Origin of the sequence: Vibrio aphrogenes, assembly GCF_002157735.2 — a bacterium.
Classification (GTDB): Bacteria; Pseudomonadota; Gammaproteobacteria; order Enterobacterales; family Vibrionaceae; genus Vibrio; species Vibrio aphrogenes.
Map to the genome: position 1 here is coordinate 27198 of NZ_AP018689.1, position 18596 is coordinate 45793.

22 protein-coding genes and 1 pseudogene are annotated in these 18596 nt (G+C 42.5%); 15 read left to right on the forward strand and 8 right to left on the reverse strand.

What is annotated here, in order from left to right; genetic code table 11:
- Positions 1 to 33 precede the first annotated feature (33 nt).
- Positions 34 to 348, reverse strand: a complete 315-nt coding sequence (gene cyaY, locus VCA1004_RS00130) for an iron donor protein CyaY (protein ID WP_086981870.1) — start codon at positions 346 to 348, stop codon at positions 34 to 36.
- A gap of 96 nt (positions 349 to 444) precedes the next feature.
- On the opposite strand from cyaY, the pseudogene lptM reads away from it, so the two are divergent.
- From lptM to VCA1004_RS00165, 7 genes and pseudogenes are all read left to right on the forward strand, one after another.
- A pseudogene (gene lptM / locus VCA1004_RS15345) lies at positions 445 to 534 on the forward strand (LPS translocon maturation chaperone LptM); the annotation flags it as partial.
- A 148-nt stretch (positions 535 to 682) separates the two neighbouring features.
- Positions 683 to 1936 carry a diaminopimelate decarboxylase gene (gene lysA, locus VCA1004_RS00140; protein WP_086981871.1) on the forward strand — a complete coding sequence of 418 codons (1254 nt, stop codon included), beginning with the start codon at positions 683 to 685 and terminating at the stop codon, positions 1934 to 1936.
- 63 nt (positions 1937 to 1999) lie between these two features.
- Positions 2000 to 2830: a diaminopimelate epimerase gene (dapF, locus tag VCA1004_RS00145; RefSeq protein ID WP_086981872.1), complete on the forward strand. Its 831-nt coding sequence runs from the start codon at positions 2000 to 2002 to the stop codon at positions 2828 to 2830.
- Positions 2831 to 2848: 18 nt separating this feature from the next.
- Positions 2849 to 3568: a DUF484 family protein gene (locus tag VCA1004_RS00150; protein ID WP_086981873.1), complete on the forward strand. Its 720-nt coding sequence runs from the start codon at positions 2849 to 2851 to the stop codon at positions 3566 to 3568.
- A complete protein-coding gene (xerC, locus tag VCA1004_RS00155; RefSeq protein WP_086981874.1) occupies positions 3558 to 4493 on the forward strand; it encodes a tyrosine recombinase XerC in 936 nt (311 codons plus the stop codon). The genes VCA1004_RS00150 and xerC overlap by 11 nt, the downstream gene beginning before the upstream one ends.
- A 33-nt stretch (positions 4494 to 4526) precedes the next feature.
- Positions 4527 to 5255, forward strand: a complete 729-nt coding sequence (yigB, locus tag VCA1004_RS00160) for a 5-amino-6-(5-phospho-D-ribitylamino)uracil phosphatase YigB (RefSeq protein ID WP_086984588.1) — start codon at positions 4527 to 4529, stop codon at positions 5253 to 5255.
- A 115-nt stretch (positions 5256 to 5370) separates the two neighbouring features.
- Positions 5371 to 5649 carry an NIPSNAP family protein gene (locus VCA1004_RS00165; RefSeq protein WP_232012654.1) on the forward strand — a complete coding sequence of 93 codons (279 nt, stop codon included), beginning with the start codon at positions 5371 to 5373 and terminating at the stop codon, positions 5647 to 5649.
- 57 nt (positions 5650 to 5706) lie between these two features.
- Here the strand turns inward: VCA1004_RS00165 and VCA1004_RS00170 are convergent, their stop codons facing one another.
- Together VCA1004_RS00170 and VCA1004_RS00175 are read right to left on the reverse strand one after the other, a co-directional pair.
- A complete protein-coding gene (locus VCA1004_RS00170) occupies positions 5707 to 6327 on the reverse strand; it encodes a tRNA-uridine aminocarboxypropyltransferase (RefSeq protein WP_086981875.1) in 621 nt (206 codons plus the stop codon).
- A gap of 35 nt (positions 6328 to 6362) precedes the next feature.
- A complete protein-coding gene (locus tag VCA1004_RS00175; RefSeq protein WP_086981876.1) occupies positions 6363 to 7406 on the reverse strand; it encodes a hypothetical protein in 1044 nt (347 codons plus the stop codon).
- A 63-nt stretch (positions 7407 to 7469) separates the two neighbouring features.
- Here VCA1004_RS00175 and VCA1004_RS00180 point away from each other — a divergent pair, with 63 nt between their 5' ends.
- Positions 7470 to 7922: an EVE domain-containing protein gene (locus VCA1004_RS00180; protein ID WP_086981877.1), complete on the forward strand. Its 453-nt coding sequence runs from the start codon at positions 7470 to 7472 to the stop codon at positions 7920 to 7922.
- 92 nt (positions 7923 to 8014) lie between these two features.
- Here the strand turns inward: VCA1004_RS00180 and VCA1004_RS00185 are convergent, their stop codons facing one another.
- Positions 8015 to 8851 (reverse strand): Cof-type HAD-IIB family hydrolase, encoded by an 837-nt coding sequence (locus VCA1004_RS00185; protein WP_086981878.1) that lies wholly within the window; start codon positions 8849 to 8851, stop codon positions 8015 to 8017.
- Between the two features lie 135 nt (positions 8852 to 8986).
- Positions 8987 to 9967: an alpha/beta fold hydrolase gene (locus VCA1004_RS00190; RefSeq protein WP_086981879.1), complete on the reverse strand. Its 981-nt coding sequence runs from the start codon at positions 9965 to 9967 to the stop codon at positions 8987 to 8989.
- A 314-nt stretch (positions 9968 to 10281) separates the two neighbouring features.
- Between VCA1004_RS00190 and VCA1004_RS00195 the strand changes: the two genes are divergently transcribed.
- Positions 10282 to 11295 carry an acyltransferase gene (locus VCA1004_RS00195; protein ID WP_086981880.1) on the forward strand — a complete coding sequence of 338 codons (1014 nt, stop codon included), beginning with the start codon at positions 10282 to 10284 and terminating at the stop codon, positions 11293 to 11295.
- A gap of 6 nt (positions 11296 to 11301) precedes the next feature.
- Here the strand turns inward: VCA1004_RS00195 and VCA1004_RS00200 are convergent, their stop codons facing one another.
- A complete protein-coding gene (locus VCA1004_RS00200; RefSeq protein WP_086981881.1) occupies positions 11302 to 11637 on the reverse strand; it encodes a DUF2500 domain-containing protein in 336 nt (111 codons plus the stop codon).
- Between the two features lie 157 nt (positions 11638 to 11794).
- On the opposite strand from VCA1004_RS00200, the gene VCA1004_RS00205 reads away from it, so the two are divergent.
- From VCA1004_RS00205 to VCA1004_RS00215, 3 genes are all read left to right on the forward strand, one after another.
- Complete coding sequence (locus VCA1004_RS00205) at positions 11795 to 12172, forward strand: DUF4145 domain-containing protein (protein WP_086981882.1); 378 nt, start codon at positions 11795 to 11797, stop codon at positions 12170 to 12172.
- A gap of 951 nt (positions 12173 to 13123) precedes the next feature.
- Complete coding sequence (locus VCA1004_RS00210) at positions 13124 to 13750, forward strand: lysoplasmalogenase family protein (protein ID WP_086981883.1); 627 nt, start codon at positions 13124 to 13126, stop codon at positions 13748 to 13750.
- Between the two features lie 114 nt (positions 13751 to 13864).
- The gene (locus tag VCA1004_RS00215; RefSeq protein ID WP_086981884.1) at positions 13865 to 14449 is read left to right on the forward strand and encodes a YhgN family NAAT transporter; all 585 of its coding nucleotides are present in this window, start codon (positions 13865 to 13867) and stop codon (positions 14447 to 14449) included.
- A 59-nt stretch (positions 14450 to 14508) separates the two neighbouring features.
- On the opposite strand, the gene VCA1004_RS00220 is transcribed toward VCA1004_RS00215, so the two are convergent.
- Positions 14509 to 14778 carry a DUF1145 domain-containing protein gene (locus VCA1004_RS00220; RefSeq protein ID WP_086981885.1) on the reverse strand — a complete coding sequence of 90 codons (270 nt, stop codon included), beginning with the start codon at positions 14776 to 14778 and terminating at the stop codon, positions 14509 to 14511.
- A 1-nt stretch (position 14779) separates the two neighbouring features.
- Positions 14780 to 15385 (reverse strand): 16S rRNA (guanine(966)-N(2))-methyltransferase RsmD, encoded by a 606-nt coding sequence (gene rsmD, locus VCA1004_RS00225; protein ID WP_086981886.1) that lies wholly within the window; start codon positions 15383 to 15385, stop codon positions 14780 to 14782.
- Between the two features lie 199 nt (positions 15386 to 15584).
- Between rsmD and ftsY the strand changes: the two genes are divergently transcribed.
- The 3 genes from ftsY to ftsX are packed head-to-tail and all read left to right on the forward strand — an operon-like array spanning position 15585 to position 18499.
- The gene (gene ftsY, locus VCA1004_RS00230; RefSeq protein WP_086981887.1) at positions 15585 to 16814 is read left to right on the forward strand and encodes a signal recognition particle-docking protein FtsY; all 1230 of its coding nucleotides are present in this window, start codon (positions 15585 to 15587) and stop codon (positions 16812 to 16814) included.
- 55 nt (positions 16815 to 16869) lie between these two features.
- On the forward strand, positions 16870 to 17544 hold the full coding sequence (gene ftsE / locus VCA1004_RS00235) for a cell division ATP-binding protein FtsE (protein ID WP_086981888.1): 675 nt from the start codon (positions 16870 to 16872) through the stop codon (positions 17542 to 17544).
- Positions 17534 to 18499, forward strand: a complete 966-nt coding sequence (gene ftsX, locus VCA1004_RS00240) for a permease-like cell division protein FtsX (RefSeq protein ID WP_086981889.1) — start codon at positions 17534 to 17536, stop codon at positions 18497 to 18499. The genes ftsE and ftsX overlap by 11 nt, the downstream gene beginning before the upstream one ends.
- Positions 18500 to 18596: the final 97 nt, after the last annotated feature.

Below are 18596 nucleotides of genomic sequence, written 5' to 3' on the forward strand. Positions count from 1 at the left end.
TATGGCGATTGGCTCAGTTTGGCGATACAGTTGTTAGACCCAATCGATCTCTTCACCTGCGTGTTTTTCACATTCCCCTTTCACTAAGCGAAATAGCTCGGCACCGGTTTTTGAGCAAATCCATTGTTCACCATCGTATTTAAAGTGGTAGCCACCAGATTTTGAGGCCAACCAAATCTCATGCATTGGTTCTTGGCGGTTAATAATGATTTGACTGCGGTCTTCAAATTCTAACGTCATTACGTTACCAGATACGTCGTAATCAATATCGGCACCTGAGTCATCAATCGCTTCTTCAATGCGGGTCATTTGCAGGTCAACTAATTGGTGAAATTCCGTATCATTCATGTCGATTTATCCTATTTGTTGATAGTGTTTGGCTATTGCTTTTCTTGTGTGTGGTGCGATTATAGGGGGCATTGAATGATTAATCACGATATCACGATGAAAAAAATAACGTTTAGCTTACTGACGATGGCCATTTTAGGGTTAGCCGGTTGTGGTCAAACTGGGCCACTTTACTTGCCTCAAGATGAGCCAGCCCCGGTCAACACGGGAGAAGTGTCGATTAAAGGTTCTGATGGCAGTGTTACGGTGACGCCGGTCGAAACCACTGAACCTGAGTCAGCAACCGAAGTGACGGAGCCTGCTGAGGCTCAACAAGCAGAATAAGGATTACAGATTGGACTTTTTTAATTATCAGGATGATGGCCAACTTTGGGCTGAAAACGTCCCTTTAACTCAACTGGCAGAGCAGTTTGGTACGCCACTTTATGTGTATTCTCGTGCGACCTTAGAGCGTCATTGGAAAGCGTTTGATTCATCGGTTGCGAAGCATCCTCATTTGGTGTGTTATGCGGTGAAAGCGAACTCGAATATTGGCGTTCTCAATGTTTTGGCTCGTTTAGGTTCAGGCTTTGATATTGTGTCTGGTGGTGAGCTTGAACGTGTGATTGCCGCAGGCGGTGATCCGAAAAAAGTGGTGTTTTCTGGCGTGGGAAAAACGCGCGCAGAAATGAAGCGTGCACTCGAGATTGGCATTAAATGCTTTAACGTTGAATCGGAACCCGAACTTGAGCGTTTAAATCAAGTGGCTGGTGAGCTAGGAGTGACAGCACCGATTTCGTTACGCATTAACCCCGATGTTGATGCGCACACACATCCTTATATTTCAACGGGTTTACGTGATAACAAATTTGGCATTGCGTTTGATAGAGCCCCTGAAGTGTACAAATTTGCCGCGAGTCTTGAGCACCTTGAAGTGCAAGGGATTGATTGTCATATTGGTTCACAATTGACGGAGCTGGCACCCTTTATTGATGCCACCGACCGTCTACTCGCTTTGATTGATAATCTTACTGAGCAAGGGATTCAGATTCGTCACCTTGATGTTGGGGGCGGTTTAGGTGTGGTCTATCGTGATGAATTACCACCACAACCTTCGGAATACGCGAAAGCTCTTTTATCGCGTTTGCAAAATCATAGTCATTTAGAATTGGTGTTCGAACCTGGGCGCGCGATTGCGGCTAATGCCGGCGTTTTGCTGACCAAGGTTGAATTACTCAAGCCCACTGAGCACAAAAACTTTGCGGTGATTGATGCCGCTATGAATGATTTGATTCGTCCATCTTTGTATCAAGCGTGGATGAATATTGTGCCAGTGGTTCCGCGTCAAGGGACGCCGCTGAGTTACGATTTAGTCGGCCCGATTTGTGAAACCGGTGACTTCTTAGGTAAAGATCGTGAATTAGTATTAGAAGAAGGGGATTTATTAGCGGTACGCTCTGCTGGTGCGTATGGTTTCGTGATGTCTTCAAACTACAATACTCGAACTCGTGCGGCAGAAGTGATGGTTGATGGGGCGCAGTCTCATGTGGTTCGTCAACGCGAAGAATTGAACCGTTTGTGGGAATTGGAAAACATCCTTCCTGAATAAAATGAATGACCGATGCCCTATCGAGTGATCGTTAGGGCATTTTATTTGAATAAATGAGGCGATATGCATTTCCATTTTTCTAAAATGCACGGTTTGGGTAATGACTTTATGGTAGTCGATTGCATTACTCAAAATATCTTCTTTTCCCCAGATTTAATCCGTCGTTTATCTGATCGTCATACAGGTGTCGGTTTCGATCAGCTGTTGGTGGTTGAAGCGCCTTATGATCCGGAAACCGATTTTCATTATCGTATTTTTAATGCTGATGGCAGTGAAGTCGAGCAATGTGGTAATGGAGCTCGCTGTTTTGCCCGTTTCGTTCGTATGAAAGGGTTAACTAACAAATACAGCATTAATGTCAGTACCAAAAAAGGTCGCATGGTATTAAAAGTTGAAAGCTTGGACTCGGTAACTGTAAATATGGGGAAACCCATTTTTGAGCCAAGTAAAATTCCTTTCAAAGCCAAACAAGCCGAAAAGACCTATATTTTACGAGCAGGTGAACATACGTTATTTTGTGGTGCCGTGAGCATGGGGAACCCCCATGTCGTAACTATTGTCGAGGATGTGGACAGCTTTGATGTTGAAACTGTTGGCCCCTTGCTGGAATCGCATGAGCGTTTTCCTGAGCGAGTCAATGCTGGTTTTATGCAAGTTATCGATCGCAATACCATTAAATTGAGAGTGTATGAACGGGGCGCAGGAGAAACACAAGCTTGTGGTAGTGGTGCATGCGGCGCGGTTGCTGTGGGTATCGAACAAGGGTTATTGGACCCTGAAGTCTTAGTACACCTACCGGGTGGTCAATTACGTATTTTTTGGCAAGGGCAAGGTAAACCATTATATATGACAGGCCCTGTGGCTCATGTGTATGATGGACAAATGAGTTGTTAAATTAGATAAGAGTGAGTGATGCAAGCGGATCATTTGACTGCCGAAACGGTAGCCGAGTATTTAAAAGACCATCCTGATTTTTTCCTGCACCGACCGGAACTGGTGGAAAAATTAGCGTTTTCACACCATCAACAAGGTGCGGTTTCGCTTGTTGAAATTCAGATGCGTCGCCAACGTCAGCGGATTGAAGAGTTAGAAGAAGAGATCACTCACATGATGTCGTTGGCCGCTAAAAATGATCGCACTTTTCATCAATTGATGACGTTGCAGCAAACGTTATTAACCTGCTCGTCTTTAAGCTCTCTTGAACAGCATATTCAGCAATATAGCCAACAAGTGAAGCTAAAATCTCACTTATTATTGCTCAACCATGATAACTCAAAGTGGGCACTCGATAGCGAGACCTTTACTCGCTTTCGTACTAATCATTTAAATGGTAAATCAGCGTATCTTGGGCGTTTAAATCGTCAAGACCGCCAAGCCTTATTTGGTGGCGATTGCTTTGCTAGCAATGAGCTGTCCGAACTGGGCTCTTACGTTATTTTGCCGTTGAACCAGCATCAGCCGATGGGATTATTGGCTTTTTCGAGCCAAGAAGGTGGGCATTTTCAACCGGAAATGGACACCTTATTTTTACGGCATGTGGCCGCTTTGGTGACTTTTATGGTACAGCATCTTAATCAAACGACCGATGAACAAACAGCGACAAAAGCCTTAAGTTGTGCCAATGAATCTTAATATTTCAGAGCAGATGCAACCGGCGTTACAACGTTTTTATGATTATCTGCATCATGAGAGAGGCTTGAGTGCGCATACTCAAGCCAATTACCAACGTCAACTGACCACAATGGCAGAACAACTGACTCAACTAGGCCTTACTCATTGGCAGCAAGTGGATGCGGCTTGGGTAAGACAACTGATCGCAAAAGCCAATCGTGAAGGACTCAAAGCCAGTAGCATTGGGACGCGCTTATCTTCTTTGCGTAGTTTTTTTGATTACTTAATTTCGATTGATGAGCTAAGCGCCAATCCAGCAAAAGGGGTGGCGGCTCCAAAGAAAAAACGGCCATTACCAAAGAATTTAGATATCGACGAAGTGGGTCAATTATTGGAAGTACATGACGATGATCCACTGGCTATTCGTGACCGGGCGATGATGGAATTGATGTATGGGGCGGGTCTGCGTTTGGCGGAATTAGTCAGCATTGATATCCAACATGTGCAATTAAGCTCTGGGGAAATTCGCGTGATTGGTAAAGGGAATAAAGAGCGGAAAGCGCCATTTTCTGGTCAAGCTAAACAATGGCTTGGGCACTGGCTCAAAGTGCGTTCGAGCTTAGCCAATGAAGCAGAACCGGCGTTATTTGTCTCGCAACGTGGCAGCCGAATTTCTCACCGTAATGTGCAAAAACGCATGGAAGAATGGGGGATTAAACAAGGCGTCTCAAGCCATATTAGCCCTCATAAATTGCGCCATTCCTTTGCGACTCACATGTTAGAATCGAGTGGAAATTTAAGAGCCGTACAAGAATTACTTGGCCATGAAAATATTTCTACCACTCAAATCTACACCAGTTTGGATTTTCAACATTTAGCCAAGGTTTACGATAACGCACACCCTCGAGCGAAAAAGAACCGCTCACCGGATTCAGATCAGGAATAATCTTCAAGTTTTTTATAAGGAGTCAGCATGGCACTGAGATTTTACCGCAACTTGCCAACCATCAAAGCCATGACCTTTGATCTTGATGATACCTTGTACGATAACCACCCAGTGATCTGCGATCTAGAACAAAAAACCGCGCAATGGTTACATACTCATCATCCTGTCAGTCAGAGCATGCCGTATTCGCAATGGCAAACGCTTAAAATTCGATTGGCACAACAAACGCCTTTTTTGCAAAGTGATGTTAGCGAATGGCGTTATCAACAGATCCGTCAAGGTTTGATGGCTTTGGGTTATGATGATCCAAAAGCTTCGCAAGCGGCCAAATCGGCGATGGAGCAAGTATTGATCTGGCGTCATCAAATTGATGTACCAGAACTGACTCATCAGGTGATGAGCAAACTCAAACAACAGATGCCTCTGATCGCGATCACCAACGGCAATGTGAACCCCAATAAAATAGGATTAGGTGATTATTTTGATCTGGTGCTCAACGCAGGCCCTGACGGTTGGGCGAAGCCGCACGGGCAAATGTTTACAACCGCATTAAGCCATTTAGGTTTACCGCCTGAGAATGTACTGCATGTTGGCGATAATCTGATTTCCGATGTTGCAGGGGCCAAATATGCTGGCATGAGCGCCTGTTGGATTAATGATTTTGGCAAAAGCTTATTCACCGAAGAGGAAGCGAAAGTGTTACCGGATGTGGAGATCAGTTCGGTGGAGGATTTGTTGGTATTTATCGAATCTCGTCGCTAGGACGCTGCGCTTCTCGTGGCTCGAGAAAAGTCGCGAGTTGCGAGTACGCTGCGCTTCGAGAGCCGAGTGGTTTATCTGGTTTAATACCGTGATTACTTGATATGTTCGTTATGTTATCGATCCGAAAAAGATTAATGAGTTTGAAACGTATGCCAAGATGTGGATTCCATTGGTAGAAAAATTTGGCGGTCAACATACCGGCTATTTTTTACCATCAGAAGGCGCAAACAATATTGCGCTCGCTTTATTTACCTTTGAAAGCTTGTCTGCTTATGAAGATTATCGAATCAAGTCGATGCAAGATGATGATTGTATAAAAGCGTTTCTGTATGCAGAGCAAGTTGACTGCATCATCAGCTACGAACGTAGTTTCTTGCGGCCGGTTTTAAGCTAAGTGCTCGCTCGAGATTCCGAGCAGTGAAACGCCCGAGACCCGAGTAACGTATCCGTTCTATTCACGAGCCCCGAAGACTTTATGATTCCTATCCGCCTCATACACCTGTAAAAACAATTCAAAATACTGTTGTAGTGATGAAACGTCATTGTGTGGCTCTAATTGCTGCAACAGCGATATTCCCACTTCACAAGTACATAAATTGCCTTGTGCTTGATTACGGCGCAGGCTGTAGCTAGAGAGTTGAGCAGCAGACAGAGCAACTTTCGGCAAGCTTTGTAGCCACGGGCTTTTGTTGAGCATTTTCTTGGCTTCTTGCCAGGTGCCATCCAAGATAATAAATAGCACAGACTCAGTTGATGCCTTGGGTTTGATGGTTTCCAATTCTATCGCTTGTTCACTGGGAAAAAGTAAATAGGTGGTTTGTTGCGCTATTTGCTCAAGCAGTTTGGCTGGTGGATTCACTCTATCCCAAATATGCAGGTTACAATTTGGCAAGCAGTGGCTGAGCAGTTTACCGGTATTAGTGACGCGCCCTATTTCATTCGGGTGAGTCAGGAGCGCGATGTTGATGTTGTTGGTAAGGCTTGGCGCTTGCTTGCAAATACATTGATAACGTAACCCACACTGTGGACACGGCTTGGCATGTGAATGAGATGATTGTGATTGAGAAGACATTTCGTTAACAGAGAAAATAAAGATACAATCCCAGTTTACATGGTTATTCCTTGTTGTGCTGCACTGATGTTGTCGGAAAATAAATTCACTGCGGCGCTTTGGCTGGTAACAGGGGCGGTTGACGCGTTGAGTGGGTAGCTGACACCGGTGTAACTCATTAGATGATGGGCTGCTGGTACGCCACCGCCGCTCACCGGAATGATCAAATCACGCCAACCAAAATGATGATAATTGGTTACTTGAATGGGGGTATGGACTTGGGTGATGCGGCTGTTAAATTGCCATTGGTCGTTATGATTTTCAAACATCAATACCGTACAACCGCCAGAGCCACACCAATCGGTAAGCACGAATAGCTCGGGTTTTTGGTCGTTATTCAGATCGTAAGTTAGCCAACGATAGCGATTATTTTTTGGATCGGTACGGTTGATTTTAAAATAATGTCGCAACGTGGCATCAACTTGAGCGTTGTATTGATTACTGCCAGCAATATTCGCGGCAGTTAATGCAGTGACTAAGCCTTGGGTGGCTTGCTTATCTGATGGGACTAAACTGGTTTCCACTTTCATTTTTTGCACGATAAGCCCGTGGCTGCCCAGCTGATATTCCATACCATTAACGATTTCTTTTTCTGCTGTCAGTTGGAAGCCATCCACGGTAAAAATACGTAACGCATTGATATTTCTACCGTCGTGTTCAGTCATTAATACTTGAATATTACCGTCATCATCTTGTTGCCAAAATCCATTTTCAATTAGGCTAGGGTCGCCATTTTGGTATTCATAACGTGTGATAGCGCTATGATCGGCATTGAGAACTAAGGTGGTGGTGAGCCCTGCATTGGCCTGGCTTTGATAAGTGCCAACGAGCTCTTGAGCGATTTGAGTGCGCGCTTGTTGCTGGCTATGTTGAATGAAGGCTTGCTCATCAAGAGGTTGAGGTGTCGAGCGTTGAGTTTCACTCGTGGCTATTTCTACTGGTTGACTTTGCGCTAATAATTGCGGGCCACTGGGTTGGCTTGAGCAGGCGCTTAATAGCAGTAGCGCACAAAAACTCAGTGGGATTGTATAAGCCTTCATGGTATTTTTATCCTTAAATTTAGGTTGCCCCTAATAGACTGATAGCAAAACAGAAGGTTCATTATGGCATATTGGTTATTTAAAACAGAACCCGATACGTTTTCGATTGATACCTTACGGCTGCAAAAAGTGGCATGTTGGGAGGGAGTCCGCAATTATCAAGCAAGAAATATGTTGCGTGATGAAATCAAACTGGGGGATGAGGTGCTGATCTATCATTCTTCGTGTAAAAAGATTGGGGTAGCGGGCATTGCTCGCGTAGTCAAAGAAGCTTATCCCGATCATTTTCAGTTTGACCCTGACAGCCCCTATTTTGATATTAAAGCCGATCCCAGCAACCCACGCTGGATGATGGTGGATATTGAATTTGTGCGTAAGTTTGAGCGTATTGTCACCTTGGCGGAATTAAAAGCCATTCCCGATCTGGAAAATATGCCCTTAGTAAAACGAGGCAATCGTTTATCGGTGATGCCGGTGAGCGAAGATGAATGGCAGACGATTTTACATCAAGAATAAACCCTCATTTTCAAGAGGAAAATGACCTATAAAAATGGCGGCACTGCTCATAAAGCAGGCCGCCATCATGCCTTTAGGGGGGCATTTAACGCTTATAATAAGTGATCTTCTAAATAGCGAGCGACCGCTTCATCTGCGCAGCAGCCAATCACTTCATTATTGGGTAAGGCCTGCATTACTTTACTGTGTGCGGTTCCCATGACTAATCCTTTATGCGCCGCTTGGAGCATTTCCACATCATTCATACCATCACCAAATGCAATACAGTGCTCAAGGTCTTTACCGAGCTTGTGAGCCACCGCTTGCAGTGCATCGCCTTTAGACACATGCGGCGCCATCATTTCAAGGCACCACGGGGTTGAGAAAGCAATGCTGATTTGGTCGCCAAACTTTTCTTTGAGCTGTTGTTCATATTCCGCCAAGTGATCGTGATCTGGATGGGTAAAGAATAATTTTGCGATGTCTTCAGTTGGGGCATTATCGACATCAAACAACGCGTAGTTAAAGCCGGATTCTTGATGATGTTGGCTGAGTTTTAAATCTTCTTTATCGGTTAGCCAGTCATTACTGCGATAGATGTGAATACGATGAGTCGGATCATGTTTGATGATATCGACAATCGGTTGAATAACATTCTCAGGTAAATTTTTACTGTATAACAGCTCATTCTCTGGGCTGTGAACACGAGCGCCATTAGAAGTGATCATGTAAGCCGGAATACCTGCACTGGCGCGAAAACTTTCCACATCAATATGATGACGACCAGTGGCAAAAATAAACGTCATACCTTGGTCGTGTAATTTCTTTAGGGTGTTCTTAGTCAATTCCCCTAAGGTGTGATCGGGAAGTAATAAAGTACCGTCAAGATCCGATGCGACAATACGTACATCTTGTAAATCAGTTTGAGCAAATAGAGAAGAGTTAGACATATTACCTCTATAAATCACTGTAATGGAATGAACAGTTTACTGGAATCAACATAGTTTACTGGAACCAATATAGTTTACTTGAATTTAAGGGGAAAAAAGAGGGTAAAGCTTCGCCTTCTTCATTTCCTCTTTTTGTTATTGAGCGTTGAAAAAATCCAAACAATATTGCAGTGCTTGAATGCGCAGCTCATCACGTTCAAACAATAGTTCGTGGTGCGCGCCTTGGATCGGGTGAAATTGACCTCGGCCGGGATGGCGTTGATTGAGGGCCTTAATAAAACGGAGTTGGGCGGCATTATCCACTATGGTATCTTGGCTCGCTTGCATTAGCAGGACAGGGATGGTGATGTTTGTTGCCTCTATAATGCAGCGTTTGGCTGCCAATAAGGATTGATTGACCCAATGATTACTTGGGCCTCCCAGTTGAATATCAGGTTGTGCGGCATACAAATCACGGAACCATTGATAGCGGGATGGACTGTGGGTTAAATGGTTATTTTCAAAAGGCTTAGCAATATAAGCTTGTTGGCCAAGAGCATAGTTAGGAATAGGGCTTCTGGCGGCCATCCAGCGAGTGAGTGGCGCTGAAAAAGGACGTAAAAACCATTGCATTTGAATGCCCATCATCGGGGCGCTGAGTGTTATTGCTGCAAAGGGATGCTCGGAATAGGTTTGTAGATAACGAGTGGAAATCGCCCCACCCATCGAGTGCGCTAAAATAAAAGCTTTGTCGTAACGAGAGAAATCAAATGTTTGTACGATTTGATGCATGTCTTTGATGTAATTATCAAAGTGCTCCACGTGGCCAATTTGACGATCATCGCAACAACGTTCAGACATGCCTTGGCCACGATGATCATAGGAATACACATCATAGCCTTGCTCGGTGAGATCCCAGAACAATTCTTGATATTTATAGACACTTTCAATGCGGCCATTAACGACTAAGATCGCTTTGGTATTTTCCTTTTTCGTAAAAGATACCCAATAGAGTTTTTTATGCAGCTCACCCATGATGAAGCCTTCATTTCGTCCATTCCAGAAAGGCGCTAATGTCTGTTGTGAAAATTCAAAGAGCTGATTTTCACGTTGCCATTGTGGGTTGTTGTTGCTCATAGTTGCGTTATTTCACTCTGTTTATAGGGGAATTAGGCCACAGTTGGTTGCAGTGACGCTGATTTTTGATGACTTTGTTTCAGAGCACTTTGGAAGTGCTGGTGACATTATGCAAAATTTTACTCAAGGATGAATAGGCTAATATACAGATAAACAGCTTAATCGGTGAGTCGTTTAATCTTAATGACTGGAATAAAAGCGCATCGCCATGGTGTAAAGTTCAAACAATCTTTGGCGATGAACAAACGTAGCTATTCCACCTCGCTTGATTTATTGTTGTGATTTCTGGCTTTTATAACCAAGAGAATTTCATCATGACGCAACGGGTATTTTTCTTTGATTTGTTGAGGTGTGTCGCTGCGATTGCAGTGATTGCCATTCATGTATTGGCACCTTACCGTGATTTATTGGGGGTTATTCCGCTTTATGAATGGTCGTTTGCGGTTGGAGTAAACAGCATGACACGTTGGGCGGTGCCGGTATTTATCATGATTTCAGGGGCGTTATTATTGAGTGATACTCGGCCTTTTGATCTCAAGTATTACCTTCGACGTCGCGTGGGTAAAGTACTGCTGCCATTTATTGTGTGGTCACTGTTTTACGCTTATTTATCAGGTTGGAGTGCCAACGGGTTTGATGCGACGCTCAGTCGTGAAGTGTTATTTAATATGGGTCAGCATGAAACCTATTACCATCTAGGGTTTTTCTATTACTTTATCCCTTTGTATTTTGTGATTCCTTTTTTCCAATATTTAGTGAAAAACACCGATGATAGCGCGTTATATGCCTTACTTAGTATGTGGCTTGTAACGACGGTATTCTTTTTAGTGCGTTTTGATGGCTTGTGGAGTAACCAATATTATCTTTACAGTGGCTATTTATTATTAGGCTATGTGTGTTATCAAAAATTAGCTACGACTAAATCAGTATTGTCTTTGGTGACGTTGTTGGGAGGGGCGGCATTAGCTTGTACTGCCATTGCGGTCATTTGTGGAAGCATTGAGCAACAACAATATACTTTTGGTCGTTGGTTATCTTATAAAACCTTAAATACCGTCTTAGCGGCAAGCATGGTGTTTATGCTGTGTCGTTATTTTGCCGATCGCTTATCAGAGCGTAGTCAAAAGGTGATCAGTTTTATTAGCACTTATAGTTTAGGGATTTATATTTTACATCCATTGTTCTTGTGGCCAATGAAAGCGTATGGCTGGCATCAAGGTAATCCGCTGTGGGTTATTCCCGTTTGGATTATTTTGAGTGGCAGTGGCGCGCTTGCATTGAGTTGGTTATTGTCTCGTTCAAGCAAAACTCGTTGGTTATTACCATAATCTAGATTAAGACTGTCGCTGTAGCGCGAAATGTAGAAATTGGTCTCCTTGATAAGTGAGCATTCCTTTATCACCTGGGTTAAGTGCGCTGTAATAATGGACGCCAACTTTAAATTCGCGCTTAGGTCCGATAGGCAACTTTTGCACATAGATCCAATATTCTTGATCGTCTTGGCCAGGTTGTGCTTCTGGAATATCAATGCTTTGCTTGTCCAAGATAGCCACTTTTATCGTTAACTCAGGTGCATCTTGGCCAAGCTGATGTTTTTTATGAAACTGAATAGCAATCCAAGCAGATAAACCGATCAGAAGAACCAGACTTAACAATAATGTTACGGGCATGAATTTTTATCCTAAGTGATTATTTTGATAGTAAATATTAACTAACTTGTTCGAATTAATCGTGATCTAGACGTGTTTTTCTAGACCTACTACTCGTTTTCTTAAGGGTATGTTGGTTTAGTATTTATGAGAGTAACAGCAACAAGAGGAGCATTGAGTGTCAGGGATTGAGAAAGTCGTGATGTATACTCGTCGCTTAGAGCGGTTATTAAGGCAACAATATTATGCTGAAGGAGAAGGCTTAATAGAGTTAACAGAGAGCTGTCGTACTCGTTTACCTCATGATGTGGTTAAGAACATTCATCATATCGTGGAGCTTAGACAACGCTTATTGGATGAAGATGACGCAGAACATAATCTGATGTCAGATTTTGTTTTCGCTTGTATTCAATGTGAAAAAGAGCTGACACCAAGAAGTGGCCGCTTAATCTGGGGAGTTGCCATTGTATTTGTGCTCTTAATGACGTTCGGTACTTTGTTGTTCTACTTTGTTCATTGGGATATCGTCTCTGAACATTTAAAACTGAATGGTTAACTTTGCTAAGAACACGGCACACTTAACGTGATAAAGCCTAATAAGCGCATTCCTCGTGTCTCTTCGGCATCAGGATTAAGAGCTAGGCTCATAGCAATCGTACTAATTATCTGATCATCTAATTAGTGCGATTGCTAGTATCTAATTAATTGATAAATTTAAGAAAACAAAAAAGGACGCTTTTGCGTCCTTTTTTGTTTTTTAAGAATTTGATTAAGAGATCATTGGTAAAGTCATTAAACCAACCATTACTGCAATTAATACCAATCCTTGTCTTTGTGATGCTGTCATATTGAGATTCCTTCTGGTTGATTAGATATGCAGCTAATATAACAAAAAAAATACAGTTGATCTAGATCTATTTCATTATCGCCTATAAATCTAAGTTTAGTGCCAAGATATGGCTTTAGATTCTTGGTTTTAATTTATCTTTTCATTAATTGAAATCAATGATTCCATATATGGCTTATCATGGTTTTGTTAAGCTTTTGCTTTTATTGGCTTTTTATTGTTTTTATTAAGGTTTGTTTTTTATTTTTATTTTTGTTTTGTATTTTGATGCTTGGTATCAATGAGTAGAGTTCTTATGAATAACTCATAGTTATGGCTTTTTATATTGCTATTGTTGAGATTTATTCTCATCTTTTGGCTTAAGGAATAAAGATTTAAAATGAAAAAATATATCTGATGATGGTTTGCTTGTTTTTTGCTCTTATTTTTTGGTGTAACTATCTGTTATTTATTGGTTTTATTTATGAGTTTGTTTTTTGAGCTTAAAAACTTTGCTTTTTAGGGTTTAGCTTAGCTTGAGAGGAGGAGTTGAGGTTATCTTATGGTTTCTAATTGGTCGGTGAAATTAAATATCAAAAGATAGACATATAATGGCATTTTCATCTTTACCTTTTTATAGCCTCTCTCTACACTAAGTTGATAAATTGAAAGGGGAAACGCATGTGGTATTGGCTATTAATGGGAGCATTATTGTTATTGATGCTTTCGTTGATGAAATTGAATAAACCTAAGCTCTTTTCAGCCTCCAAGCTTACAATTCTAGTCACCTTAACAGTGATCTTATTGACCAGTTTAGAGATTACTCATATAGCATCGCTATGGTCTTTTTTTGCGTTAGCATTTTTTATGCTGTGTTATGGTGTAGATGCTTTTGCGCCCAGACATAGAGTCTTGCAGCTTATTTTTTTCTCAATAGCATGTTTGGGTTACAGCTTAGATTTTTGGGCTCAGGTTGAAACATTGAATTGGGCGGTGCCTATCGCTTTATTTGCTCTGATTGTGGTGGTGTTCTTTTTATTACTGCCTTTATTGGAGAGTTTTATTATCGAAGCATCTTTGGTTGCTGTTATTTTATGGCAATTATCTTGGGCATCAGGACAACTATGGCAAGATCAGCATTCATTATTAGCGCTGAGTGGCTTTATTGGTACCTTATTGCTAGCGGCATCAGTATTGATATGGTCGATCCATTATCTTAAAAAACCATTTAAATTTTCATATGAATGGTTGATGTTGTGTTATTTCAGTGCGCACATATTGGTTGTCGCTCCTTTAGTTTTACAATAAAACCTCTTTCACCCAAGTTGCTGTTACTCTTTCTGGTGGTCGAACATAACGTGTTGGGTTACTAAATACGTTATCGACTGAATCTCTTCTTTATTTTTTACATCGGATTTTTATATGGAAATCTTGTCTGCAGCGGTGATGTTATTTCTGATCATGGACCCTTTGGGAAATTTGCCTGTCATCTTGTCCATTTTGAAGCATTTAGATCCTAAACGTCGTCGTGTAGTACTTATTCGAGAGCTATCATTTGCTTTAGTCGTGTTACTGCTGTTTTTGTTTGCTGGTAAATCGATCTTAAATTTCTTACATATCGAAGCTGAAACCTTAAGAATCTCTGGTGGTTTGATCTTATTTATTATCGCGATTCGTATGATCTTCCCGCAACCCGGTGGCGTTGTTGGTTTAGCCGCAGGTGAAGAGCCCTTTTTTGTGCCGATGGCGGTACCTATGATTGCCGGTCCTTCTGTAATTGCCTCTTTGCTTTTGTTGTCCAGCCATTCACCGGATCGCATGCTGGATTGGTCTTTGGCCTTATTATTGGCGTGGGGGGCAACTTTTTTAGTTCTGATGTTCTATAGTTTCTTCCACCGTGTGTTGGGTGAAAAGGGGCTCAAAGCCATTGAGCGCTTAATGGGATTATTATTGGTAATGATGTCTACCCAGATGTTCTTAGATGGTATGAAGCAATATTTAGGCTAGGCATAAGAAAGCTTCACCCGACGTTGAGAAGGTACGCGTCGGGTTGAGCAAGATGAGGGTTATTTTAAGTACTTATCTTTTAAATCCAGTAAAGCGAAAGTACCAAACAGTATAATGGTGCACTTTTCCCACTTAGACAATGAGACACCTTTGGGTAAGGCGCTGGAAAATAAGAAGCTTTGCAGCCCATGCATCACGAGTGTAAACAGCGCCATGACATTCATCGCAATATGCGCAACTCCAGGAAATGGTTGGATAAGGTTAGTAATAAACACCATCCACACCATCAACATAAAAACTTTAGCGATAAGATTTAAAAGTTTTTTCATTCTACTCTTCATCTTCCATCAGTTGATATAAACGGTAGCATACTTGCCCGGCCGTCTTCTCACGATGTAATTGCCATTGCGGTGGAAGAGGCGGTAATTGCAGCTCTTTTTCGGTTTCAATGTAGACTAAACCATGATCAGTTAACCAACCATTTTGTTGTAATAAGTTGAGAGTCTGTTCTAGCAATCCTTGGCGGAACGGGGGATCAATAAACACAATATCGTAAGCTTGCCCGGTTTGCTGTAAAAATGTCAGAGCATCTTGATGATGTATTTCAATATTGGTGGCTTTAAGCTGCTGGGCGTTTTGAGTTAATTGTTGATAAGCCTGTTTGTTTAATTCAACCATGGTCACCAATTCGGCTTGACGAGAAGCGGCTTCAAAACCGAGCCCACCCGAACCTGCAAACAGATCCAAACATTTCGCGTGAGGAATCTCTGGTGCTAACCAATTAAATAGCGTCTCTTTCACTCTGTCGGTGGTCGGACGTAGTCCTTGAGCATCATGAACCGGTAATTTCCGACCTCGCCATAAGCCACTAATAATGCGAATAAAGCCAGTTGAACCTTTGGCTGATGAGGAAGATGAAGCTTTACGTCTTTGCATAGAATAAACCGCAGATAGATTTTTTAGTGTACTAATAAAATGATATTATATACCGAAGTGACCGTAACAGGCAGGAGTTTGCCATTTTCTTCTACAGAATATTTGGCTACGATGGCGGGTTAAGGCAGGGTTATTTTATCTATTTCCATCTTTCAATATTGTTATCGCTTTTAAACAAAGTGAATACTAGGATTTGTTCATGACAGCTAAAAAGAAACGCGGTTTACTCTCTTGGCTCGGTTTTGCGGAAGAAGAGAATAAAGTCTCCACCGATCAAACCTCAGAATCTTCTCAGAATGACGCTGTTGAGTCCCAAGATGAACAAACATCAAATAACCTGGACTCTCAGCCAGCAGAAGTAGAACAAACCTCAACGGAAACTGAGGTTGTACTCAATGCTGACCCCGAAGAGGCACCACAAGCTGAGCTTGAAGAAGGGCAAACAGAGTCAGTTCAAGCGGCTGAAGCGTTAACCCCTGAGCGTGTTCAAGAGCAAACCAAACCGACGGAAAGCTTTTTTGCCCGTTTAAAACGCAGCCTACAACGCACCAAACAAAATATCGGTGCTGGGTTCTTTGGTTTATTCAAAGGTAAAAAAATCGACGAGGAGCTGTTTGAAGAATTAGAAGAGCAACTGTTGATTGCTGACGTGGGCATGAACACGACCGTAAAAATTATTGATAACCTAACAGAAAAAGCTTCACGCCAAGATTTAAAAGATGGGGAAGCGTTATATGGGTTATTAAAACAAGAAATGGCTGACATTTTAGCGGAAGTGGAACAGCCTCTTGAGATTGATAGCAGCAAAACGCCGTATGTGATCTTGATGGTCGGTGTGAATGGTGTGGGTAAAACCACCACCATTGGTAAATTAGCCAAACAGTTCCAGTCACAAGGTAAGTCGGTCATCTTGGCGGCGGGAGATACCTTCCGTGCGGCGGCGGTAGAACAGTTACAAGTATGGGGACAACGTAATGATGTGCCTGTGATTGCACAACACACGGGCGCGGATAGTGCTTCCGTGATTTATGATGCTATTGAAGCGGCGCGTGCGCGTGGCGTTGATGTGGTGATTGCCGATACTGCGGGTCGTTTACAAAACAAAAGTAACCTAATGGAAGAGCTTGGTAAAATTGTCCGTGTGATGAAGAAAATTGATGACTCAGCACCGCATGAAATTATGCTGACCTTAGATGCGGGTACGGGGCAAAATGCAATTAGCCAGGCGAAACTATTTAATGATGTGGCACCGGTCACCGGAATTAACTTAACTAAGCTAGATGGAACCGCTAAAGGTGGGGTGATCTTTGCGTTAGCGGATCAATTCCATATTCCTATTCGCTATATTGGGGTGGGTGAAGGTATTGACGATTTGCGTCCATTCCAAGCGCAAGATTTTATTGAAGCCCTCTTTAGCCGAGAAGAATAATCATCGTATCGTGAGGTTGCCCTTGAAGAGCGAGGGCAAGATTTAAGGGAAAGAAATGATTAAATTTCAACAAGTCAGCAAAGTGTACCGTGGCGGTCATCAAGCGTTACAGAAAGTCGACTTTCACCTCAAACGAGGAGAAATGGCCTTTTTAGGAGGGCATTCCGGCGCAGGTAAAAGTACCTTGCTGAAATTGATCTGTGCCATCGAGCGGCCAAGTGATGGGCATATTTTATTTAATGAGCATGATATTAGTCGAATAGCGAGTAAGGATATTCCCTTTTTGCGCCGCAATATTGGCATCATTTTCCAAGATCATCGCTTGCTCATGGATCGCACCGTTTTTGATAATGTTGCTTTACCGATGCGTATTGAAGGGGCTTCTGAAAACGAGATCAAGCGTCGTGTCTCAGCAGCACTGGATAAAATCGGCATGTTAGATAAAGCCCCGTGCTTACCACGTCAATTATCCGGAGGAGAGCAGCAGCGTGTCGGTATTGCTCGCGCTGTGGTTAACCGCCCACGGTTATTGTTGGCCGATGAGCCCACCGGTAACTTGGACCATGCTTTATCTCACCAAGTGCTCAACCTATTAGAAGAATTTAACCGAGCGGGTGTATCGATTATTCTTGCCACTCACGATTTAGAGTTGGTCAACAGTCGTCCACAATATCGTCGTTTTGAATTGAACCAAGGTTTCTTAAGTGAGGTTGATCGTTATGGTCAATAAAAAGAAGAAAGCGGCCAAAGCCTCAAAAGCCAATGCTCGTCCAACATCCGAAGGCTTTTTTAGTACCCACATCAAGCAAGCTAAAGCCTCTTTTCGTAGCTTAATGTCACGCCCGCTGGGCACTATTTTGACGTTAGCCGTCGTATCGATGTCGTTAACTTTGCCAGCAACTTTTTATACCGCAGGTAAGAACATTGCCACGGTGGCAGAAGAAATGAATAGCGCTTCACAAATTAGCGTGTACTTAAAAGAAGGTACGCCAGAAGCACGCTTAATGGTGTTTAAAGATCAGCTTGAAAATATGCCCGAAGTGCAATCTGTCCGCTATATTTCCTCGCAACAAGGGATTGAAGATCTGAGTCAGTTTTCCGGGTTAGAGAAAGCAATGTCACTACTAAGTAGTACCTCTTTACCTCCGGTTCTTGTGATCTTACCCAAAGCAGAACAGTCCGGTAGCATCAAAATGTTAGCGCGTAAGTTGCAAGCAGAATCGGATGTCACCGATGTACGCTTAGATGAAGATTGGTTTGCTCGTTTAGATGCGATTAAACATTTGGCTTATATCGTTTCTTGTTCTTTTGCGGTCTTAATGTTGGTATCGGTCTTTTTGATTGTCGGTAATACCTTACGTTTTAATATCTTAGCCCATAAAGAAGAAATTCAGGTCATGAAGCTGATTGGGGCGACGGATCGTTTTATCTTGCGACCTTATTTATACACAGGGTTATGGCTAGGGTTACTTGGAGCCTTAATTGCCTGGATATTAACCGTGATTATTACCTTGTTGGTTAGTGGTGCGGTCGATGATCTGGCGAATTTATACGACAGTCATTTCAGCTTACTTGGGTTGGGTTGGGATGAAACGGTATTACTCTTAATGATAGGTTCGGCGCTGGGTTGGATTGCGGCCAACTTATCGGCCAGAAAACATTTAAAAGAAATTGAACCAGTTTAGTAAAAAAGCCTCTAACAAAGAGGCTTTTTTATTGATGCATGAAAGCCGTTTAGTATGTGATGATTGTGAAGTTGCAGGCTTTTCTTTCATTGAATAA

Coding starts and splice junctions, on each gene's coding strand:
- VCA1004_RS00215 (WP_086981884.1), top strand. CDS start 13,865: ATGGAAATCTTGTCTGCAGCGGTGATGTTATTTCTGATCATGGACCCT.
- VCA1004_RS00180 (WP_086981877.1), top strand. CDS start 7,470: ATGGCATATTGGTTATTTAAAACAGAACCCGATACGTTTTCGATTGAT.
- ftsE (WP_086981888.1), top strand. CDS start 16,870: ATGATTAAATTTCAACAAGTCAGCAAAGTGTACCGTGGCGGTCATCAA.
- VCA1004_RS00200 (WP_086981881.1), bottom strand. CDS start 11,637: ATGCCCGTAACATTATTGTTAAGTCTGGTTCTTCTGATCGGTTTATCT.
- VCA1004_RS00210 (WP_086981883.1), top strand. CDS start 13,124: ATGTGGTATTGGCTATTAATGGGAGCATTATTGTTATTGATGCTTTCG.
- ftsX (WP_086981889.1), top strand. CDS start 17,534: ATGGTCAATAAAAAGAAGAAAGCGGCCAAAGCCTCAAAAGCCAATGCT.
- VCA1004_RS00170 (WP_086981875.1), bottom strand. CDS start 6,327: ATGTCTTCTCAATCACAATCATCTCATTCACATGCCAAGCCGTGTCCA.
- VCA1004_RS00175 (WP_086981876.1), bottom strand. CDS start 7,406: ATGAAGGCTTATACAATCCCACTGAGTTTTTGTGCGCTACTGCTATTA.
- VCA1004_RS00220 (WP_086981885.1), bottom strand. CDS start 14,778: ATGAAAAAACTTTTAAATCTTATCGCTAAAGTTTTTATGTTGATGGTG.
- dapF (WP_086981872.1), top strand. CDS start 2,000: ATGCATTTCCATTTTTCTAAAATGCACGGTTTGGGTAATGACTTTATG.
- VCA1004_RS00190 (WP_086981879.1), bottom strand. CDS start 9,967: ATGAGCAACAACAACCCACAATGGCAACGTGAAAATCAGCTCTTTGAA.
- VCA1004_RS00195 (WP_086981880.1), top strand. CDS start 10,282: ATGACGCAACGGGTATTTTTCTTTGATTTGTTGAGGTGTGTCGCTGCG.
- rsmD (WP_086981886.1), bottom strand. CDS start 15,385: ATGCAAAGACGTAAAGCTTCATCTTCCTCATCAGCCAAAGGTTCAACT.
- xerC (WP_086981874.1), top strand. CDS start 3,558: ATGAATCTTAATATTTCAGAGCAGATGCAACCGGCGTTACAACGTTTT.
- VCA1004_RS00150 (WP_086981873.1), top strand. CDS start 2,849: ATGCAAGCGGATCATTTGACTGCCGAAACGGTAGCCGAGTATTTAAAA.
- VCA1004_RS00185 (WP_086981878.1), bottom strand. CDS start 8,851: ATGTCTAACTCTTCTCTATTTGCTCAAACTGATTTACAAGATGTACGT.
- ftsY (WP_086981887.1), top strand. CDS start 15,585: ATGACAGCTAAAAAGAAACGCGGTTTACTCTCTTGGCTCGGTTTTGCG.
- cyaY (WP_086981870.1), bottom strand. CDS start 348: ATGAATGATACGGAATTTCACCAATTAGTTGACCTGCAAATGACCCGC.